Annotated in this window: 12 protein-coding genes and 1 pseudogene; 12 read left to right on the top strand and 1 reads right to left on the bottom strand. The window is 26.9% G+C overall.

Annotation, left to right across the window (positions count from 1 at the left end; all coding sequences use genetic code 11):
- The first annotated feature begins 48 nt into the window (after nucleotides 1-48).
- Nucleotides 49-552 (top strand): hypothetical protein, encoded by a 504-nt coding sequence (locus tag HF850_RS06995; RefSeq protein ID WP_169104749.1) that lies wholly within the window; start codon nucleotides 49-51, stop codon nucleotides 550-552.
- Nucleotides 553-695: 143 nt separating this feature from the next.
- On the top strand, nucleotides 696-1,496 hold the full coding sequence (locus HF850_RS06990) for a Cof-type HAD-IIB family hydrolase (protein ID WP_169104748.1): 801 nt from the start codon (nucleotides 696-698) through the stop codon (nucleotides 1,494-1,496).
- Between the two features lie 51 nt (nucleotides 1,497-1,547).
- On the opposite strand, the gene HF850_RS06985 is transcribed toward HF850_RS06990, so the two are convergent.
- The gene (locus HF850_RS06985) at nucleotides 1,548-2,777 is read right to left on the bottom strand and encodes a DEAD/DEAH box helicase (RefSeq protein ID WP_169104785.1); all 1,230 of its coding nucleotides are present in this window, start codon (nucleotides 2,775-2,777) and stop codon (nucleotides 1,548-1,550) included.
- A 215-nt stretch (nucleotides 2,778-2,992) separates the two neighbouring features.
- On the opposite strand from HF850_RS06985, the gene HF850_RS06980 reads away from it, so the two are divergent.
- The 10 genes and pseudogenes from HF850_RS06980 to HF850_RS06935 all read left to right on the top strand — a co-directional run bounded on the left by HF850_RS06980 (nucleotide 2,993) and on the right by HF850_RS06935 (nucleotide 17,582).
- Complete coding sequence (locus HF850_RS06980; protein ID WP_169104747.1) at nucleotides 2,993-3,454, top strand: methylated-DNA--[protein]-cysteine S-methyltransferase; 462 nt, start codon at nucleotides 2,993-2,995, stop codon at nucleotides 3,452-3,454.
- A 240-nt stretch (nucleotides 3,455-3,694) separates the two neighbouring features.
- Complete coding sequence (locus HF850_RS06975) at nucleotides 3,695-3,952, top strand: hypothetical protein (protein WP_169104746.1); 258 nt, start codon at nucleotides 3,695-3,697, stop codon at nucleotides 3,950-3,952.
- A 347-nt stretch (nucleotides 3,953-4,299) separates the two neighbouring features.
- Entirely contained in the window at nucleotides 4,300-5,742 is a 1,443-nt protein-coding gene (locus tag HF850_RS06970) for a DEAD/DEAH box helicase (RefSeq protein WP_169104745.1), read from the top strand.
- Between the two features lie 194 nt (nucleotides 5,743-5,936).
- Entirely contained in the window at nucleotides 5,937-6,806 is an 870-nt protein-coding gene (locus HF850_RS06965; protein ID WP_169104744.1) for a methionyl aminopeptidase, read from the top strand.
- A gap of 254 nt (nucleotides 6,807-7,060) precedes the next feature.
- Complete coding sequence (recQ, locus tag HF850_RS06960; RefSeq protein WP_169104743.1) at nucleotides 7,061-9,508, top strand: DNA helicase RecQ; 2,448 nt, start codon at nucleotides 7,061-7,063, stop codon at nucleotides 9,506-9,508.
- Between the two features lie 121 nt (nucleotides 9,509-9,629).
- Nucleotides 9,630-10,145: pseudogene (locus tag HF850_RS06955) on the top strand (J domain-containing protein).
- Nucleotides 10,146-10,290: 145 nt separating this feature from the next.
- A complete protein-coding gene (locus tag HF850_RS06950; protein ID WP_169104742.1) occupies nucleotides 10,291-13,479 on the top strand; it encodes an SNF2-related protein in 3,189 nt (1,062 codons plus the stop codon).
- A 265-nt stretch (nucleotides 13,480-13,744) separates the two neighbouring features.
- Complete coding sequence (gene sigI / locus HF850_RS06945) at nucleotides 13,745-14,410, top strand: RNA polymerase sigma factor SigI (protein ID WP_169104741.1); 666 nt, start codon at nucleotides 13,745-13,747, stop codon at nucleotides 14,408-14,410.
- 8 nt (nucleotides 14,411-14,418) lie between these two features.
- Nucleotides 14,419-15,663: an anti-sigma factor domain-containing protein gene (locus tag HF850_RS06940; protein WP_169104740.1), complete on the top strand. Its 1,245-nt coding sequence runs from the start codon at nucleotides 14,419-14,421 to the stop codon at nucleotides 15,661-15,663.
- A 137-nt stretch (nucleotides 15,664-15,800) separates the two neighbouring features.
- Nucleotides 15,801-17,582, top strand: a complete 1,782-nt coding sequence (locus HF850_RS06935; protein ID WP_169104739.1) for a bifunctional homocysteine S-methyltransferase/methylenetetrahydrofolate reductase — start codon at nucleotides 15,801-15,803, stop codon at nucleotides 17,580-17,582.

Genomic DNA, 17,582 nt, shown 5'->3' with positions numbered 1-17,582 from the left:
TTATATAATGCTACGATGAATATCATAGCAGCTGAAGAGGGTGGTATTATGAAAAAAAGGAAAGTATTAATTTTAATCTCAAGTTTAAGTTTATTATTAATTTCTAATTTATTTATTGAAAAATCCTCATTTAATTTGGTCAATGCATATGCTGATACTATAAGTATTAATGAACAAGAAGAACCAAATAATCAAGCTGTGTTAACAAATTCAAGTGAAAATTCAGAAGAGGTTATTGGAAGAAAGTTATTTGAAGAATATATAAATAAAAATAGAATTGCAATAGCTGGAATGGATTTAAATGACAATTTGAACAATAAAGAAGTAGAAACCTTTGCTGAATACAAAATAAATAATATAAAAATTATGGAAATTAAAGAAAATAGATTTATTGCAAAAATATCATATGATATACAATTTACAGATGAAAGTAATAAATGGATAGCAGGTAATGGAAAAATAAGTGATAATAATTGGATTAGAAATAAAAGTAATTATGTTGAAATAATAAAGGAAAATAATATATATAAAATTGATAAAATTTACACATAATATTAATTATTAGGCAGGAAGAAGTCTTCCTGCCTTTTTATATAGGCACCTAATGTTGGAGCAGCTTTCATAGTAATATATAATAAAACTATAATAAGTTATAATATATTGTTGTATAAAGAAAGTTAATGGAGGACAGAATAATGGGAGACAAGTATAAAGGTTATGTTATTTACACAGATTTAGATGGTACACTTTTAAATGATAAAAAAGAAGTATCACCTCAAAATAGAGAAGCAATAGAACGTTTTATAGAAGGTGGAGGAAAGTTTGCTATTGCGACAGGAAGAGCTTTTGAATCAATAGAAAAATATATTTATGGATTAAAAATGGAGTTGCCATCAATAGTATATAATGGTGGAATGATTTATGATTGTATAGATGGAAAAATAATAATAGAACATACTCTTGAAGATCATAAAAAACAAGTTATATGCAAGCTGACTGAAGATTATAGTAATCTTGGAATTGAAGTTTATTGTGGAAAAGATATTTATGTTTTTAATGATAATGGTATGTCAGAAAGACAAGCAACAAGCTTTTTAAATATAATTTATGATATGCCTGAAAATTTATTTGAATTAAGATGGAATAAAGTACTCCTTGTTGGGGAAATAGAATTTATGGATAAACTTCAGTTAATATTTAAAGATAAATATAATGTAGAGGTCACTAGAAGTGGAGATAGATTTTTAGAAATTTTACCTGATAACATATCAAAAGGACAGGCGTTAAGAGAGATAATTAACTTATATAAATTGGATAAAAAGAAAGTTATAGCAGCTGGTGACAATATAAATGATGCTGAAATGTTACAGGAATGTGGAATATCATTTTGCCCAGACAATGCATCAGAGAAAGTAAAAAAGTATGCCGATTATATTACTGTAAATAATAATATTGGTGTTATTAAAGAAGTAGTTGATTTCTTAGATAAAAGATAATTAAATTAGTACATAAAAAACATCCCAATTAAGGGATGTCTTTTTTATACATTAAAAGAATTTAGACTTTCCTTCTCTGTTTCCGTAAGAGTTAATTTTCTTTTTAGGCTTTTTTGAATTTGAATATGATTTTTCACTAGATTTATCTTCTATTTTTCCACCAAAAACTCTCTTGTTTTCAAATTTAATTTTAAATTCTTTTTCATACTTTTTAATTATATTAAGTTGCTTTTCTGTAGCAATAGCTATAGAAACTCCACTATTATTTCCTCTTGCAGTTCTTCCTGCTCTGTGAAGATATTCATTTAATTTTAATGGGAGATCAAGATGGAATACATGAGTAACTCCTTCAACATCCAATCCTCTTGCAGTTACATCTGAAGAAACTAATATTTTAATATCACCTTTTCTAAAGCTTTCAATAGCAAGTTTTCTATCTTCTTTAGAAATATGACCGCTCATAGCAAAACAATCTTTACTATGGAAGTTTAATTTTGCAGTAGTCATCTCAATATCTTCATTACTATTAACAAATACAATTGCCTTTTCAGGTTTCTCTGCAACAATTATTTTTCTTAAGGTTTCAAATTTATCTCTTCTGTCGCATACAAAAAGCATATGTTTAATATTTGGATTTATTTCAGGTTTTTCTTCTGATTTTATTATGACAGGTTCTTTCATTAATCTTTCAGCTGTAAGTAATGTTTCTGGCTTTATTGAAGCTGAAAATACCATAAGCTGACGATCTCTCATAGTAGTTTTTATAATATCTTTTGTTATTTGAGATCTCTTTGGATCAAGTAAATTATCACCTTCATCAATAACAATTGTCTTAATTGTATGGGCAGTAATCTTTTTCTTTCTAATTAAATCTAAAATTCTACCTGTTGAACCTACAATTATATGAGGTTTTATTTCTTTAAGTTTTTTAATTTGATTATTGATATTTACATCTCCAATTACTGAAAGTGAAGTTACAGGAGTACTTGAATTCTTTGCTAAAAGCTTAATTTGTGCTTCAATTTGAAGTGCAAGTTCGTGAGTAGGTGCTAAGATAATAGCCTGCATTTCTCTTTTTGATGTATCTATTTTGTGGAATATAGGTAGTAAATAAGCTAATGTTTTACCACTTCCAGTAAAAGCTTCACCTATTATATCTTTATTTTCAAGGGCTGGACCTATTGCAGCAGCTTGAATTGCTGTGGGTCTTGTTATTCCTTGTTTCTTTAATCCCTCTATTATATTTGAATCTAAGTTTAAATCATTAAAAGTAGTCATAATATCTCCTTTGTATCTTATACTAAATTAGTAATCTACAATTAAAATTATCAAAAGACAACATTAATTGTCAATTAATTATATATTTAATATTTAATTTTTGCTAGAAGAATATAAGTACGAATGAAAAAGTGATACTTATTATTTTATTAAACTATAATTATATATGCATTTTTTTGATATATTAATTATATTGGATTGGAAGGAGAGAAATATTAATGAAATATTATTATACATATTCAACTATTCTTGGTGATATAGAAATTGCCGAGGAAGATGGATATATAACTAAATTATATATAAGAGATAATATAGAAGATGATTATATAAAGAAAGAAACAGAATTAATATATGAGGCATTTAAACAACTAGATGAATATCTTAAAGGAGAAAGAAGAGAATTTGAACTGCCTTTAAAGGCTGAGGGAACTCAGTTTCAAATGAGTGTATGGGATGCTCTGACTAAAATTCCTTATGGAGAAACAAGAAGTTATAAGGATATAGCAGTAGCTATAAATAATGAAAAAGCTGTAAGAGCAGTTGGAAATGCGAATAATAAAAATCCTATATCAATATTTATACCATGTCATAGAGTAATTGGAACTAATGGTAAGCTTGTAGGATATGGAGGTGGACTTGATATTAAAGAGAAATTATTAAATATAGAGAAAAGTAAATAATTATTAAGAAAATCTTCAATGTATATCTAAGTTTTTTTAAGTGTTAATTTACATAATTATAATAAAATTTTAATCTTTTATTAATTTCTTGTTAACCAAATATACAGATATTTAGAGTAAGATGTAGCTATAGAAGAAAGGAAGAGTTGCAGATTCATATAATTAAGTCTATATAATGAAATATGGGTGTTATTTATATGTAAATAATATTGAATTTGTTTAGAAGCAAGGAGAATTACCATGGATATACAAAGCAAAGAACTAAAGATTGAAAGTACAATTAGTCTAGAAGAAATGGAAATATTAAATGATGCACTTAAAGGTGTAATAGGATGGAAGTTTTATCCGATTGCGGTTATTACAAATGGAGATAAGGAGTACCATTTTATTTGTAAAAGGCATCCAATTATGAGTAGATTGGAGATAACTGTAACAGAAATTTATGTTAAGATACAACAAAATGAACCTCAAATATTGGCTATTGAAGAGATAAAATAAGATTATGTACATAGAAGTTATTATACTTTTTTGTCAGTATAAATATGAACTATATTGTTGAAAGGGAGTTTATGTTTATGCTGACTTTTTATTTTATTATTAAAAACAATACATATTACTCTTCAAACAGGTAAAAAATAAATAAAATATAATTTTGGAGGGTAATATTAAAGCCATAGAATTTATTGCAATAATCTAAGAAGAATCTTTATGATAGACTGATAAAATGTCATTGAGGTTCTTTTTGTTTTTTAAATATATAATAATTGGTATATATGAGTTTATGGTGATATAATAAATAGAATTTGGGTGAATTAAAGTAAAAAGTCAGGAGATATATAACATAGATGAAAAATGAATTTAGTAAATTTAAATTAAGTGATGAAATAATGAGAGCTATAGAAGGGTTAGGATATAAAAAACCATCTGAAGTACAGGGACGAGTAATTCCTGAAATAATGCTAAATAAAGATTTATTAGTTAAATCACAGACTGGAAGTGGTAAGACAGCGGCTTTTGCTATACCTTTATGTGAAAAGATAGATTGGGAAGAAAATAAGCCACAAGTTTTAGTGCTAAGTCCAACAAGAGAACTTGCAGTTCAAGTAAGTGATGATTTTATTAATATAGGAAGATTTAAGAGAATAAAATGTGTACCTGTATTTGGTAAGCAGCCTATAAGTGAGCAGGCTAGAGCTCTTAAACAAAAGACTCATGTGGTTGTAGGAACTCCAGGAAGAATATTAGATCATATAGATAGAGGAAGTCTTGATGTTTCAAAAATTAAGTATTTTGTAATTGATGAAGCAGATGAAATGCTTAATATGGGATTTATTAGACAGGTAGAAGGAATAATAAGAAGAATTCCAAAGAAAAAGGTTACTATGCTTTTTTCTGCAACAATTCCTCAAGAAATTAAAGAACTTTGTGAAAAGTATATGGATAGACCAGTTGATATTTCAATTAAGAACCAGAAACTTATTACAGATAATATAGAGCATAATCTGTATTATGTAAATTATGATAGTAGACTTGACTTTTTAAATAATATATTAATATGTGAAAAGCCAGAAACAGCTGTTATTTTTGGAAGAACTAAAGATAGTGTTGATAATATATTTGAATTTTTGAAATCAAAGTCATATTCTGCAGGGAAAATTCATGGCGGACTATTACAAAAAGAAAGACTTGAGGTAATGGATAGATTCAAAAAAGGTGAATTTAGAATACTTGTTGCTACTGATATTGCAGCTAGAGGTATAGATATAGAAAATATAACTCATGTAATAAATTTTGAACTTCCAGTTGAAAAAGAAGCATATGTTCATAGAATAGGTAGAAGTGGAAGAGCTGGTGCAAAAGGAAAAGCTATTTCCATATGTACAAGAAAAGGAGATAGATATTTAGATGAAATTCAAAAATATATAGGTTTTGAGCTTCCTGTAAAAGAAAATCCTTCAAATGAAACAATAAAAGAAAATTTCAAAATTGGAACAGAAATTTTAAAATCAGCACCTAAGAAAAAGAAAGAAAAATCTAAAAATATAAATGCTGATATAACAAAGATTTATTTAAATGGTGGAAAGAAAAAGAAAATAAGACCAGGAGATATTGTTGGAGCAATAACAAAAGTTAATGGTGTTTCAGGAACAGATATCGGTATCATTGATGTTCAAGATAATGGATCATATGTAGAAATACTTAATGGAAAAGGAATGTTTGTATTAAAAGCATTAAGAGATATGACCATAAAGGGAAAGAAGCTTAAAGCTGAAAGAGCTAGGAAGTAATATTCTTTAGGAATTTGTTATATAATTTGTTTTGATATATAATAAACCATAGATTAATAATTAAGCTATAATATATTATTGCTATATTTTAAGTGACATTTATATTGATTAGCTTTGGAAAAATTATAATTGTTGAAATTTAATTATTATATAGTAAATAAAATTTAGAGAAAATAAAGAGGTGCAAAAGTAAAATGGCAGATGATAGAAATGCGAAATGCTGGTGTGGTAGTGGTAAAAAATATAAGAAATGCCACTTAGAATTTGATGAAAAAATAGAAAGTTACAGATTAAAGGGATACGAAGTTCCAGATAGAAGTTTAATTAAAACACCTGAAGAAATAGAAGGAATAAAAAAGAGTGCAGCAATAAATAACGGTGTATTAGATTTAGTAGCAAGCAAAATTAAAGCAGGAATGAGTACAGCAGATATTGATAAGCTTGTTTATGATTATACTACTGAACATGGTGCAATTCCAGCACCATTAAATTTTGAAGGATTTCCAAAGAGCGTATGTACATCAATAAATAATGAAGTATGTCACGGTATTCCAGATGAAAATGTAATATTAAAAGATGGAGATATAATAAATGTTGATGTATCTACTATATTAGATGGATATTATTCAGATGCTTCAAGAATGTTTATGATTGGAGAAGTATCTGAAGAAGCTAAAAAACTTGTTGAAGTATCTAGAGAATGTATGCTTGCTGGTATAAAAGCAATTAAACCATGGGGATTCTTAGGTGATATAGGAGCTGCATGTCAAAAGGTTGCTCATGATAACGGATATTCTATAGTAAGATTATTAGGTGGTCATGGAGTAGGAAATGAATTCCACGAAGAACCATTTGTGCCTCATATAGGTGAAGCAGGTACAGGAATGTTATTAGTACCAGGTATGGTATTAACAGTTGAACCAATGGTTAATGAAGGTACATATGATGTATATCAAGATGCTGATAATGGATGGACTATTTATACAGAAGATGATAAGTTATCAGCACAATGGGAACATACAGTTTTAATAACTGAAGATGGAGTTGAAGTATTAGCTTACTAAAATAAGTGACTATTTAGTTAAGACTATATTGAATAAGTTAATATAAGGATAAAAAGCTGTTCTAAAAATTTAGAGCGGCTTTTATTTATGATGTTTTAGGTTTTGGCAATAATACAGTTTTATTTGTGCCATACATGCTAATAAAATATAATAAAATTTGTTGAAGAATGTGAATAAAAAATAAATATATGTTAATAATCAAAATAAAACATATGTTCGTTTTATTTCGTTATTGTAAAGGAGAATAAAAAGGTATGAGTGAAACTTCATTAGGGATTTTAGAAAAGTATTATGGATATAAGAGTTTTAGAAGAGGTCAGGAAAAGATTATAGATACAATAGTAGAAGGAAGAGATGTGCTTGCTATTATGCCTACTGGAGGGGGAAAATCTATATGCTATCAAGTACCTGCTCTTATGTTAGAAGGATTAACTATTGTAATATCTCCTTTAATATCGCTTATGAAAGATCAGGTTGATACATTAAAGGATATGGGAATAAAGGGAGCGTATATAAATAGTAGCCTTACAAGTGAAGAAGAAAATAATATCATAAAAGACCTTGAAATGGGAGATATAAAAATATTATATATTGCACCTGAAAGACTTGAATCAGGATTATTTTTAGATGTCATTTCAAGATGTGATATATCTCAAATTGCCGTAGATGAAGCCCACTGTATATCTCAATGGGGACATGATTTTAGATCTAGCTATAGAAGAATTTCTCAATTTATTAATCTTTTAAAGAAGAGACCAATAGTAACAGCATTTACTGCTACAGCATCTGAAGAAGTTAGAAATGATATTGTTTCTTTATTAAAGTTAAAAGATCCTGAAGTTTTTGTAACTGGATTTAATAGAGAAAATTTAACTATTAATATTGTTAAAGGTGAAAGTAAAAAAGCATATATGCTTAAATACATAGAAGATAATATAGATGTTTCAGGGATTATTTATGCAGCAACAAGGAAAGAAGTAGATAACATTTATGAATTATTATCTTCAAAGGGCTTTAGTGTTACACATTATCATGCAGGTTTATCTGAAGAAAATAGAAGAGAAAATCAGGAAGATTTTATTTATGATAGAGCAAAAATAATGGTTGCGACAAATGCCTTTGGCATGGGGATTGATAAGCCAGATGTAAGGTATATCATTCATTATAATATGCCTAGAAATTTAGAAAGTTACTATCAGGAAATAGGAAGAGCAGGAAGAGATGGTGAAGAAAGTGAATGTATCTTGTTATTTTCACCACAAGATATTCATGTTCAAAAGTATTTAATAGAAAACTCCATAGAAAATCCAATAAGAAAAAATAATCAATACGAAAAACTTCAGCAGATGCAGGATTTTGTATTTAGTAATGAGTGCTATAGAAAATATATATTGAATTATTTTGGAGAAGAATATAATGAAAATTGTAATAAGTGTAGTAATTGTTTGAATGAGGGAGAAATGACAGATAAGACAGTAGATGCACAAAAAGTTCTCTCATGTATCTATAGGATGAAACATAAATTTGGAGCAGGAATGCTTATTGATGTTTTAAGGGGTTCTAAGAATAAAAAAGTGTTGCAGTTTGAATTTGATAAGTTATCAACTTATGGAATAATGAAGGATTATTCAGCAGAAGAACTTAAGAATTTTATAAATACATTAATATCTCAAGGATTTATTACAGTAGTACAAGGAACTTATCCAGTTTTGTCTTTAAATTCTGTATCAAGACAGGTTCTTGTGGGCGAAACAAAAGTAATCCTTAAAGAATTTAAGGTTAATAAAAGGATTAGAGAAGATAATGAATTATTTGAAATACTTAAAGGAATTAGAAGTGAAATTGCCAAAGAACATAATGTTCCACCCTACATTGTATTTGGAGATGTTACTCTTAAAGAAATGTCTGTGAAATATCCAATAAATGAAGATTCAATGAAAAATATTTCTGGTGTTGGTGAAGTCAAGTATAGTAAGTATGGTAAATTATTTGAAGAGGTAATTAAGGAATATGTACAGAAACATAATATTGTTTTAGAAGAAAAATCAGAAGAAAACAATGATGATTCAGAAGAAAATACTCTTATACTTGAAGTATCAACAGATGAAAAATTATATGAAATACTTAAAAATGTAAGAGCAGAAATCGCTAGAGAAGAAAATACAGAATATCCTCAATTTATAATTTCTATGAACAGTCTTAAAGAAATGAGTGGAAGATATCCTACAACTTTAGAAGAATTAAAAGATATTAGTGGAATGGGGCCTAAAAAAATAAGTTCTTATGGAGAAAGATTTATAGAAGCAATAAATAATTATATTTTAGAAAATCATATAGATGTAAACTGGAGTTATAAGAAAAAAAGAAAAGTTATACTTGATGGAGAAACTAGAAATAATGATGAAATAGCTATTGATATGCTTAAGAAAAAAGAAAATATTCATAGTGTAGCTGAAAAGTTAGAAATTTCAGTATCCACAGTATTAGGATATGTTCAGGAATATCTTAAAGAAATTGGAGAAAATCCATTTGATATTAATTTAAGTGAATTCTTTAATGAGGAAGAAGAAAAATTAATAGTAGAAGCTTGTGAAAAATATGGATATGATAAAGTATCTGAATTAAAAAATAAACTTCCTAAATTTACAAAATATGAAGCTATAAGAGCTGTTATATTAAATAAATATTTTATGAAACATTAATAAAAAGTAAAATTATTTACCTGATTTTATATTTTTAATCATTTACTACAGAGTAATAATATATTATTTGAAAAATATATTTAGTAACAGAGATATAATATAATGTTAGGAGCGTAGAAGAGTGAATCCGTATGAGGTATTAGGAATTAATAATAATGCATCACAGGATGAAATAAAAGAAAGATATAAAGCTTTGTTAGAAGAATATACTATGAATCAGGATGAGACAACACAAGAGAAAATCCAGAAACTTAATGATGCATACGATATGCTAGTGAATAGAAATATATATAAAGAAATAAGAGGACTTATTGAAAAAAAGAATTTTGTAGCAGCAGAAGCAAGGCTGAATATTGCGAATGACAGAGAAAATGGATAATGGAATTATCTGCAAGGATTTGTATGTGTACAAAAAGGATGGTTTGAAACTGGACTAAATTATTTACGAAAAGCAGTTGAATTGGATCCTAATAATACTGAATATTTAAGCAGTTTGAATACACTTCAAGCAAGAGTGATTGAATATGCTACAAAATATGCGAATATGAGGAGTGTTCCAAAGCAGGGAGTTGGAAATAACAATAATAATATGAATGCATGTGGAGGAAGTGGTGGAGGTAATGGTGGTATGTGCTGAAACAAATGACTTGATAATATTATAGTTATATGATATTCTATATGAGCAGTTGGTACGTAAAAGTGCTAATTATGGAGCTTAGAGTGTCCTTCGCCGGTCTCTAAGCTCCTTTTTGCAGTTGTGATAAAAATGGGAGGTAAAACTTATGAAATTATCAAAATTAGAAGAGATTGTACTCGGTAGTACATCAACAATAAATGTTAATAGAGCAAAAAAATTATTAAATGATAAAGAGCTTATAAAATTTAACATCCATAAGTCTGAAGGTTACTACAATATATATGGTAATTTTAAAAGTGAAAATAAACTTCAAAGTTATAGTGCTCATTTAAAAATAGATTTAAAAAATGAAGTGATTACATTATCCAAGTGTAATTGTAATACATATAAGGATGGCTCTGTAGGAAACAATCGTTATAAATGTGAACATATTATAGCAACAGGTCTTCAATTCATAAATCAAATTAAAAATAAAATTAGTAATAAGGCTGATGGTAAAGGTACATTAGAGAAAAAAATAATAAACGAAATTTTACAAACAAAAGAATTCTGCAATTATAATAAATTAGAAGATAAAAGAGAAAAATTAGAACTTAGTATTTCGCTAAAAGAAGTAAATGATGAAAAAGAACTTTATTTTGATATATTTTTGTATATTGGAAATTCAAAGATATATCCTGTACTTAATATTTCAGAATTCATAGAAAAAGTGATAAATGATGAAGAATATCATATTGGAAATGGTTTGATTTATAATAAAAATAAGTATTATTTAAGTGATGATGATATGGATTTAATAAGTAGTTTGTATGATTATAATATAATAAGTAGAGATATTCATAATAAAAATAAATTACGACTATCAAGTTCAATGCTTCAAAGAATACTAAATAATATTCCGAATAAAAAGATAAAATTTGTATATAAATATCAAACATATTTAAGTAAGATAAGAAATGAAAATCTACCTTTAACTTTTACTATAAAAAAAGTGAGTAATAAATATATTATAACAACAACTAAAGTATTTCCTATTCCTTTAAATAAAAAGATGAATCTTTGGTTTTATGATAGAGATTTATATATACCAAGTAGTGGACAGATAGAATTATATAGAATTTTTTATTCTGGATTAAAGGAGAAAGGAAGAATAGAGTTAAATTCAGATATTATAAAGGATGATTTAAATAAAATTGTATGGTGTCTTAGCAGGATAGCTAAAAATATGTATTATGATGAAAATATAATAAAAGAGATAAGTAGTGGAGTAAAAGTAAAGTTTGATTTTTACAAAGAAGATGAAAGTTATATTTGTAAAGTTATGATTAATAGTGAATTTGGAGAGTTAGACTATAAAGATGCCTCGAGTATTAATAATGAAATAATATGTCCATCTAAAAAGCTAAGAATAATTGAAAGTGAATTGAATAACTGTAGATTTTATTTTAGAAATGAAAGATTTGAATTTTTGGGGGAAGAAGAAGAATTTTATGAGTTTATAAAATATAAATCTCAATTATTAAAAAAGATTGGTACAGCTGAATTTAGTGATGAGAGTTATAATTTATATTATGGGGAATTAGAAAAGATACATGTTAAGGAAAAGGATAATGGAAAGTATGATTTATCATTTGATCTAAATGGAATTTCTAATAATCAAATTGAAGATGCTTATAATGCTTACAAAGAGAAAAAGCATTATTTTAGACTTAGAAACGGAAAATTTATTGATTTAACAAATGAAGAATTGATAAAAATATTTAGAATTATTGACAACCTTAATTTAAATATAGAAAACTATAGGGATGAATATGAAATAGAGTTAAACAAGTTACTTTATTTAGATGAAAGACTTGAGAATGAGAAGTTATATAATTGTAATACGGACAAAATAAAAAATATTATAGATAAAGTAAAGAATAATAAATTGAGTGCTGATTTTAAAGTGCCAGAAAATTTAAAGGCAAGTCTAAGACCATATCAAAAAGAAGGTTTTGAGTGGTTTATGAATTTGAAGAGGTTTGGATTAGGGGGAATATTGTGTGATGAAATGGGGCTTGGAAAAACAATTCAGACAATATCATTTCTTCTTACTCAGAAAGAAAATACTTCATTGATAATATGTCCAACTTCTTTGATTTACAACTGGGATGAAGAAATTCAAAAATTTGCACCAGATTTAAAGGTTGGAATTCTCCATGGAAGCAATAAGAATAAGAATTTTATACTAAATAATATGGAAGAATATAGTGTTATTTTAACTACTTATGGAACAGTAAGGTCAAATTCAGATATTTATGATAATATTATATTTGAAAATATTATTTTGGATGAAGGACAGAATATTAATAATCATAAATCACAAATAAGCAGTATAGTAAAAAAATTAAATGGCAAAAATAAATTTATTTTAACAGGTACTCCTATAGAGAATAATTTAGATGAGTTATGGTCATTATTTGATTTTATTATGCCGGGTTATTTGTTTTCAAATAAGAAATTTAATGAAAGATTTATAAAGAATGTTGAATCAAAAGAGGAAAATTTAAATGAATTAAAAGTATTAATAGGACCATATATATTGCGAAGAACAAAATCTGATGTTATAACAGAGTTGCCACAAAAAACAGAGAAAATATATATGGTGGAAAATACAATTATGCAACAACGTATATATGAAGGGCTTATAAATGAAATTCAAAATAATATTAAAGATGAGAATTATAGAAGTATAGATTTGTTTGCTTATTTTACTAAGCTTCGTCAGATATGTATTGACCCATCTATAGTAATAGATGATTATAATGGAGGAAGTGGAAAAATAGATTTTGTTAAGAATATGGTAAAAGAAAAAATCAGTAATCATAAAATTCTTATTTTTTCACAATTTACTTCAGCCTTAAAAAAAGTTGCAAAATTACTAGATGAAGAAAAAATCAATTATTTTTATCTTGATGGAAATACAAATGCAAAAACACGTGTAAGCCAGGTAAATGAATTTAACGAAACAAAAGAAAAAAGTGTTTTTTTAATCTCGCTAAAAGCAGGGGGGACAGGACTAAATTTGACAAGTGCTGACATGGTTTTGCATTTAGATCCATGGTGGAATCCATCAGCTGAAGAACAGGCCAATGATAGAGCTCATAGAATAGGCCAGAGAAAAGAAGTTGAAGTGATAAAACTTGTTGCAAAAGGAACAATTGAGGAAAAAATAATATTATTACAAGAAGATAAAAGACATTTAATTAATAGTGTCTTGACAACAGAGTTAAAAGAAAATAATATTATTGATAAATTAAGTAGTGATGAACTATTAAAAATATTAGTCCAATAAATCATTACGTAACTTAGTTATGTAGAGTGAATAGTCATATTAATTAATTCTTGTGATGGATTAGTGAGTAATATTAAATTTTACTTAATAATATAGTATATATTATTGTATAGAAAAAAATATGGTAATATATACTATGTAGGTAATAGAATATTTAGGACAAGTAAATTTGAGAATTTTTTATGGTAAAATGTATTTGGTCAAAAAAGTACCAAAATACATAATTTTTTTGGTATATATTAATGACCAGGAAGGGAGCGGATGTATGCTCAATAATGTTTTAATTGATTTAAATCGTGATGAAGGTACTAGTATTAATGAAATTATAGATAGTCATATGCCTTTTATTATAAAGAGCATTTCAGATGTTACAGGCAGGTATGTTTCATGTGAAAACGATGAAGAATTAAGTGTTGGAATGCTGGCATTTAGTGAAGCTGTCGAAAGATATGATAATGAAAAAGGCCATTTTTTGTCGTATGCTAAATTAGTTATATCCAGCAGGATTAAAAACTATTTAAAAGGTGAGAATAGACATGTACACTCATCACTTGAAGAGTTACTTGATAGTGGAATTGAATTCAAGGACGAATATTTAGAGCAAAAAGAGGACAACAGCATACTGGTTGAACAGATTGAAAAACTAAAAAGTGAAATTGAACTATTTGGTTTTTCATTAGATGATTTAGTGAATGAAGCCCCTAAACAACAGGCTACAAGAGAAAATGCAATTAATTTAGCACAAAAAATTAGTGAAGAGGAAGAATTTGTATCATTTATGTATTTAAAACGAAGACTTCCAATAAAGAAGATTGTTTTGAAGTTTGGAGTTACAGAAAAAGTTGTTAAAAGGAGTAAAAAATTCATTATTTCAGTAGTAATTATAATCAATAAAAATCTTAATGCATTAAAAAACTGGATCAGAAAGTAGGTGATAAAATGAATAAAGGGTTAATAATGGAAGTCAAAGATGACTATGCTATTGTTATGTGTGATGATGGTACTATGGATAGAATTCTTGTTAAACCTGGAATGTCTATAGGGCAGAAGATATTCTACTTTGAAGAAGATATTGTTAAAAGTGCTGAATCGTCTAATAAAAAGCATTTTAATATGAATATATTTATGAAGAGTTTTGGGTCAATAGCAGCACTATTTTTGATTGTATTCACCGTCTTTCAAAATTTGATATTTAGTAAAGCTTATGCAGTCGTTAGTATAGATATAAATCCAAGTATAGAAATTACAGCTGATAATAAGAAAAATATAATTAAAGTAGAAGGCAAAAATTTGGATGGACAAGATGCTGATTTTCAAGAAATTAAAAACTTAAATATAAATGATGGAATAAAAAAAATAAAAGATATTCTAATAGAAAAAGATTATTTAAGTAAGAATAAAGATGTACTTGTAGCAGTAGGTTTCCCAAATAACGATTGTGATACTGAGTATGCAGAAAATATAAAAGGAATAATAGTATCAACTTTTGATAGTCAAAATGTTGCATGCGTAACAGTTGATAAGAAAGAAGATATTAAGGAAGCTAATGAAAAAGGAATAAGTCTTGGAAGATATGAAGCTTATAAAGTAGCAGATGAAGTTACGAAAAAGAATATTAAGAATGCACCTGTAAAAGAACTTACAGCGCAAATTAAAGATCAAGATAATGTTGTATATTGGGATTCAAATAGTGATGAAATTAATAATTTAGAAACTATTCCAAATAAAGAAGAAGATAAATCAGCAGTATCTAAAACAGATGAAAAGAATAATTCATCTGCTATAACTACTGATAATGAAACAAAGGTTAAGGACGAACCTAATAAACATCAAGAATCAAAATTACCATCTGCAAGTATTGATAAGGATTCTGATTCAATAAAAGAAGAAAATAATAATACTTCATCATCATCTTCTAATATGACTCAGGAAATTGAGCTTAAGCCTGAAGCTCCATCAAATAATGCAGACAAAAAAGAAGATGTGGTTATTCCACTACAACCACAACCAGAAGTAAAACCTGAGCCACCACAACCAGAAGTAAAGCCTGAAATAAAACCAGAAACAAAGCCAGATGGTACAGGGACAGGTTCTACAATTGAAATAAAACCAGAAGAAGATGGAAAAGTAACTGGAAATGAAAATGTAATAATAGATATTCCTAAAAAAGAAAAGAGTAAATAATTTTAAAGAGACTATATCAAATTAAAGTTTTTATACAATAGTTTAATATAGTCTTTTTTTATCATAATGAAATTAAAGACTAAGTTAGGAAAATGTAGTATAATATCGGTAAATTATATGAATTGGGGAGATTAATTATGATTACTGAGTATTTAAAAAATAATATTTTGATTTGTGATGGGGCAATGGGAACATATTATTCAGAATTAAGTGGTAATGATATATCTTATTGTGAATTTGCAAATTTAAATAATAGAGACATTATAAAAAAAATACATTGTGAATATATTGAAGCAGGGGCTAAACTTATAAGAACGAATACATTTTCAGCTAATACATATGATCTTGGAATAACAAGAAAAGAGTTGAAAGATATAATTTCTGAAGGTATTAATATAGCAGAAGAAGCAGTAGGTAATAGAAATGTATATATAGGTGCCAGTATAGGGCCTATAAGAAATGAATACATGGAAGAAAATGATGATGAAATACTTGAAGAATATAAATTTATAGTAGATTGTTTTATAGAAAAAGGAATAGATATTTTTATATTTGAAACATTTAGCAGTTATCATCATTTAGATAAAATTAGTGAGTATATTAAGAAAAAAAATAAAAATAACTTTATTTTAACTCAGTTTGCATTTAAGCCAGATGGCTATACAAGAGATGGAGTTGGTGTAGATAATATTTTTGAAAATGTAAAAAATAACAAATATATCGATGCATATGGAATGAATTGTGGATCTGGGTCTGCTCATTTATTGGAATTAGTAAGAAAAATAAAAATATCAAAAGGTGATATAGTTTCTATTCTTCCTAATGCAGGATTTCCTGAAATTATTCATGAGAGAACTGTATATCCTAATAATCCTATATATTTTGCAAGAAGAATTAATGATATAAGGATGCAAGGAGCAGTAATTTTAGGAGGATGTTGTGGAACAAATCCTTTGTATATTAAAGAAATAAAGAAGATATTAGAAAAGAAAGATTTTAAAGAAGTAAAAAAGAATGAAGAAATAAGTAAGAAAATTGATAGTTCTGATAATGTATCAAATACCTTTAAAAATAAACTTAAGAATAATGAATTTGTTATTGCAGTAGAGCTTACAGCTCCTGTTGATACAGATGTTACTAAGTTGATTAATAGTGCAGATATATGTAAAAAAAATAAAATTGATTTGGTTACAGTACCTGATTCACCAATGTCTAGGGTTAGGGCAGACTCAGTGCTTATATCAGCTAAAATAAAAAGGGAAATCGGTATAGAAGCAATGCCTCATGTATGCTGTAGAGATAAAAATACTAATGCAATAAGATCAAGTCTTATAGGAGCACATATTGAAAATATAAGAAATGTGTTGGCTATAACTGGTGACCCAGTATCTGATATAAGTAAAGTTAAAACAAAGAGTGTATTTAATTTAAATTCATTTAAATTAATTAATCTTATAAATACTATGAATACTGATGTTTTTTTTAATAATGGCATGTTAATTGGAGGAGCTTTGAACCCAAATGTTAGAAATAAACATGTTGAATATGAAAGAATGAAGAAAAAAATAGAATGTGGTGCAAGCTTCTTTTTAACTCAACCTATATACGATGAAGAAGCTATGCAGTTTATTAAAGAAATAAAAGAAAAAACAAATACTAAAATATTGGGTGGAATACTTCCAATAGTAAGTTATAGAAATGCAGTATTTTTAAACAATGAGTTGCCTGGAGTAAATGTACCTGAATGTATAGTTAATAAATTTAAAGAAGGCATGCCTAAGGAAGAAGCCCAAAAAGTAGGTATGGAGATAGCTGTAGACATTGGAAGAAAACTTAAAGATATCTGTGATGGCTTATATTTTATAGTACCATTTAATAGAGTTGATATGATAATGGAAATAGTTAAAAATATTAGATGA

The sequence above is a fragment of the Clostridium sp. SM-530-WT-3G genome (assembly GCF_012843905.1).
In the GTDB taxonomy this organism is placed as follows: domain Bacteria; phylum Bacillota; class Clostridia; order Clostridiales; family Clostridiaceae; genus Clostridium.
Note: the sequence above shows the minus strand (reverse complement) of the source record. Positions and strands in the feature narration are given on the sequence as shown.

What these genes read in the sequence shown, in the direction of transcription:
- HF850_RS06970 (WP_169104745.1), top strand. Translation starts at nt 4,300, where the DNA reads ATGAAAAATGAATTTAGTAAATTTAAATTAAGTGATGAAATAATGAGA.
- sigI (WP_169104741.1), top strand. Translation starts at nt 13,745, where the DNA reads ATGCTCAATAATGTTTTAATTGATTTAAATCGTGATGAAGGTACTAGT.
- HF850_RS06935 (WP_169104739.1), top strand. Translation starts at nt 15,801, where the DNA reads ATGATTACTGAGTATTTAAAAAATAATATTTTGATTTGTGATGGGGCA.
- HF850_RS06995 (WP_169104749.1), top strand. Translation starts at nt 49, where the DNA reads ATGAAAAAAAGGAAAGTATTAATTTTAATCTCAAGTTTAAGTTTATTA.
- HF850_RS06965 (WP_169104744.1), top strand. Translation starts at nt 5,937, where the DNA reads ATGGCAGATGATAGAAATGCGAAATGCTGGTGTGGTAGTGGTAAAAAA.
- HF850_RS06950 (WP_169104742.1), top strand. Translation starts at nt 10,291, where the DNA reads ATGAAATTATCAAAATTAGAAGAGATTGTACTCGGTAGTACATCAACA.
- HF850_RS06980 (WP_169104747.1), top strand. Translation starts at nt 2,993, where the DNA reads ATGAAATATTATTATACATATTCAACTATTCTTGGTGATATAGAAATT.
- HF850_RS06990 (WP_169104748.1), top strand. Translation starts at nt 696, where the DNA reads ATGGGAGACAAGTATAAAGGTTATGTTATTTACACAGATTTAGATGGT.
- HF850_RS06975 (WP_169104746.1), top strand. Translation starts at nt 3,695, where the DNA reads ATGGATATACAAAGCAAAGAACTAAAGATTGAAAGTACAATTAGTCTA.
- recQ (WP_169104743.1), top strand. Translation starts at nt 7,061, where the DNA reads ATGAGTGAAACTTCATTAGGGATTTTAGAAAAGTATTATGGATATAAG.
- HF850_RS06940 (WP_169104740.1), top strand. Translation starts at nt 14,419, where the DNA reads ATGAATAAAGGGTTAATAATGGAAGTCAAAGATGACTATGCTATTGTT.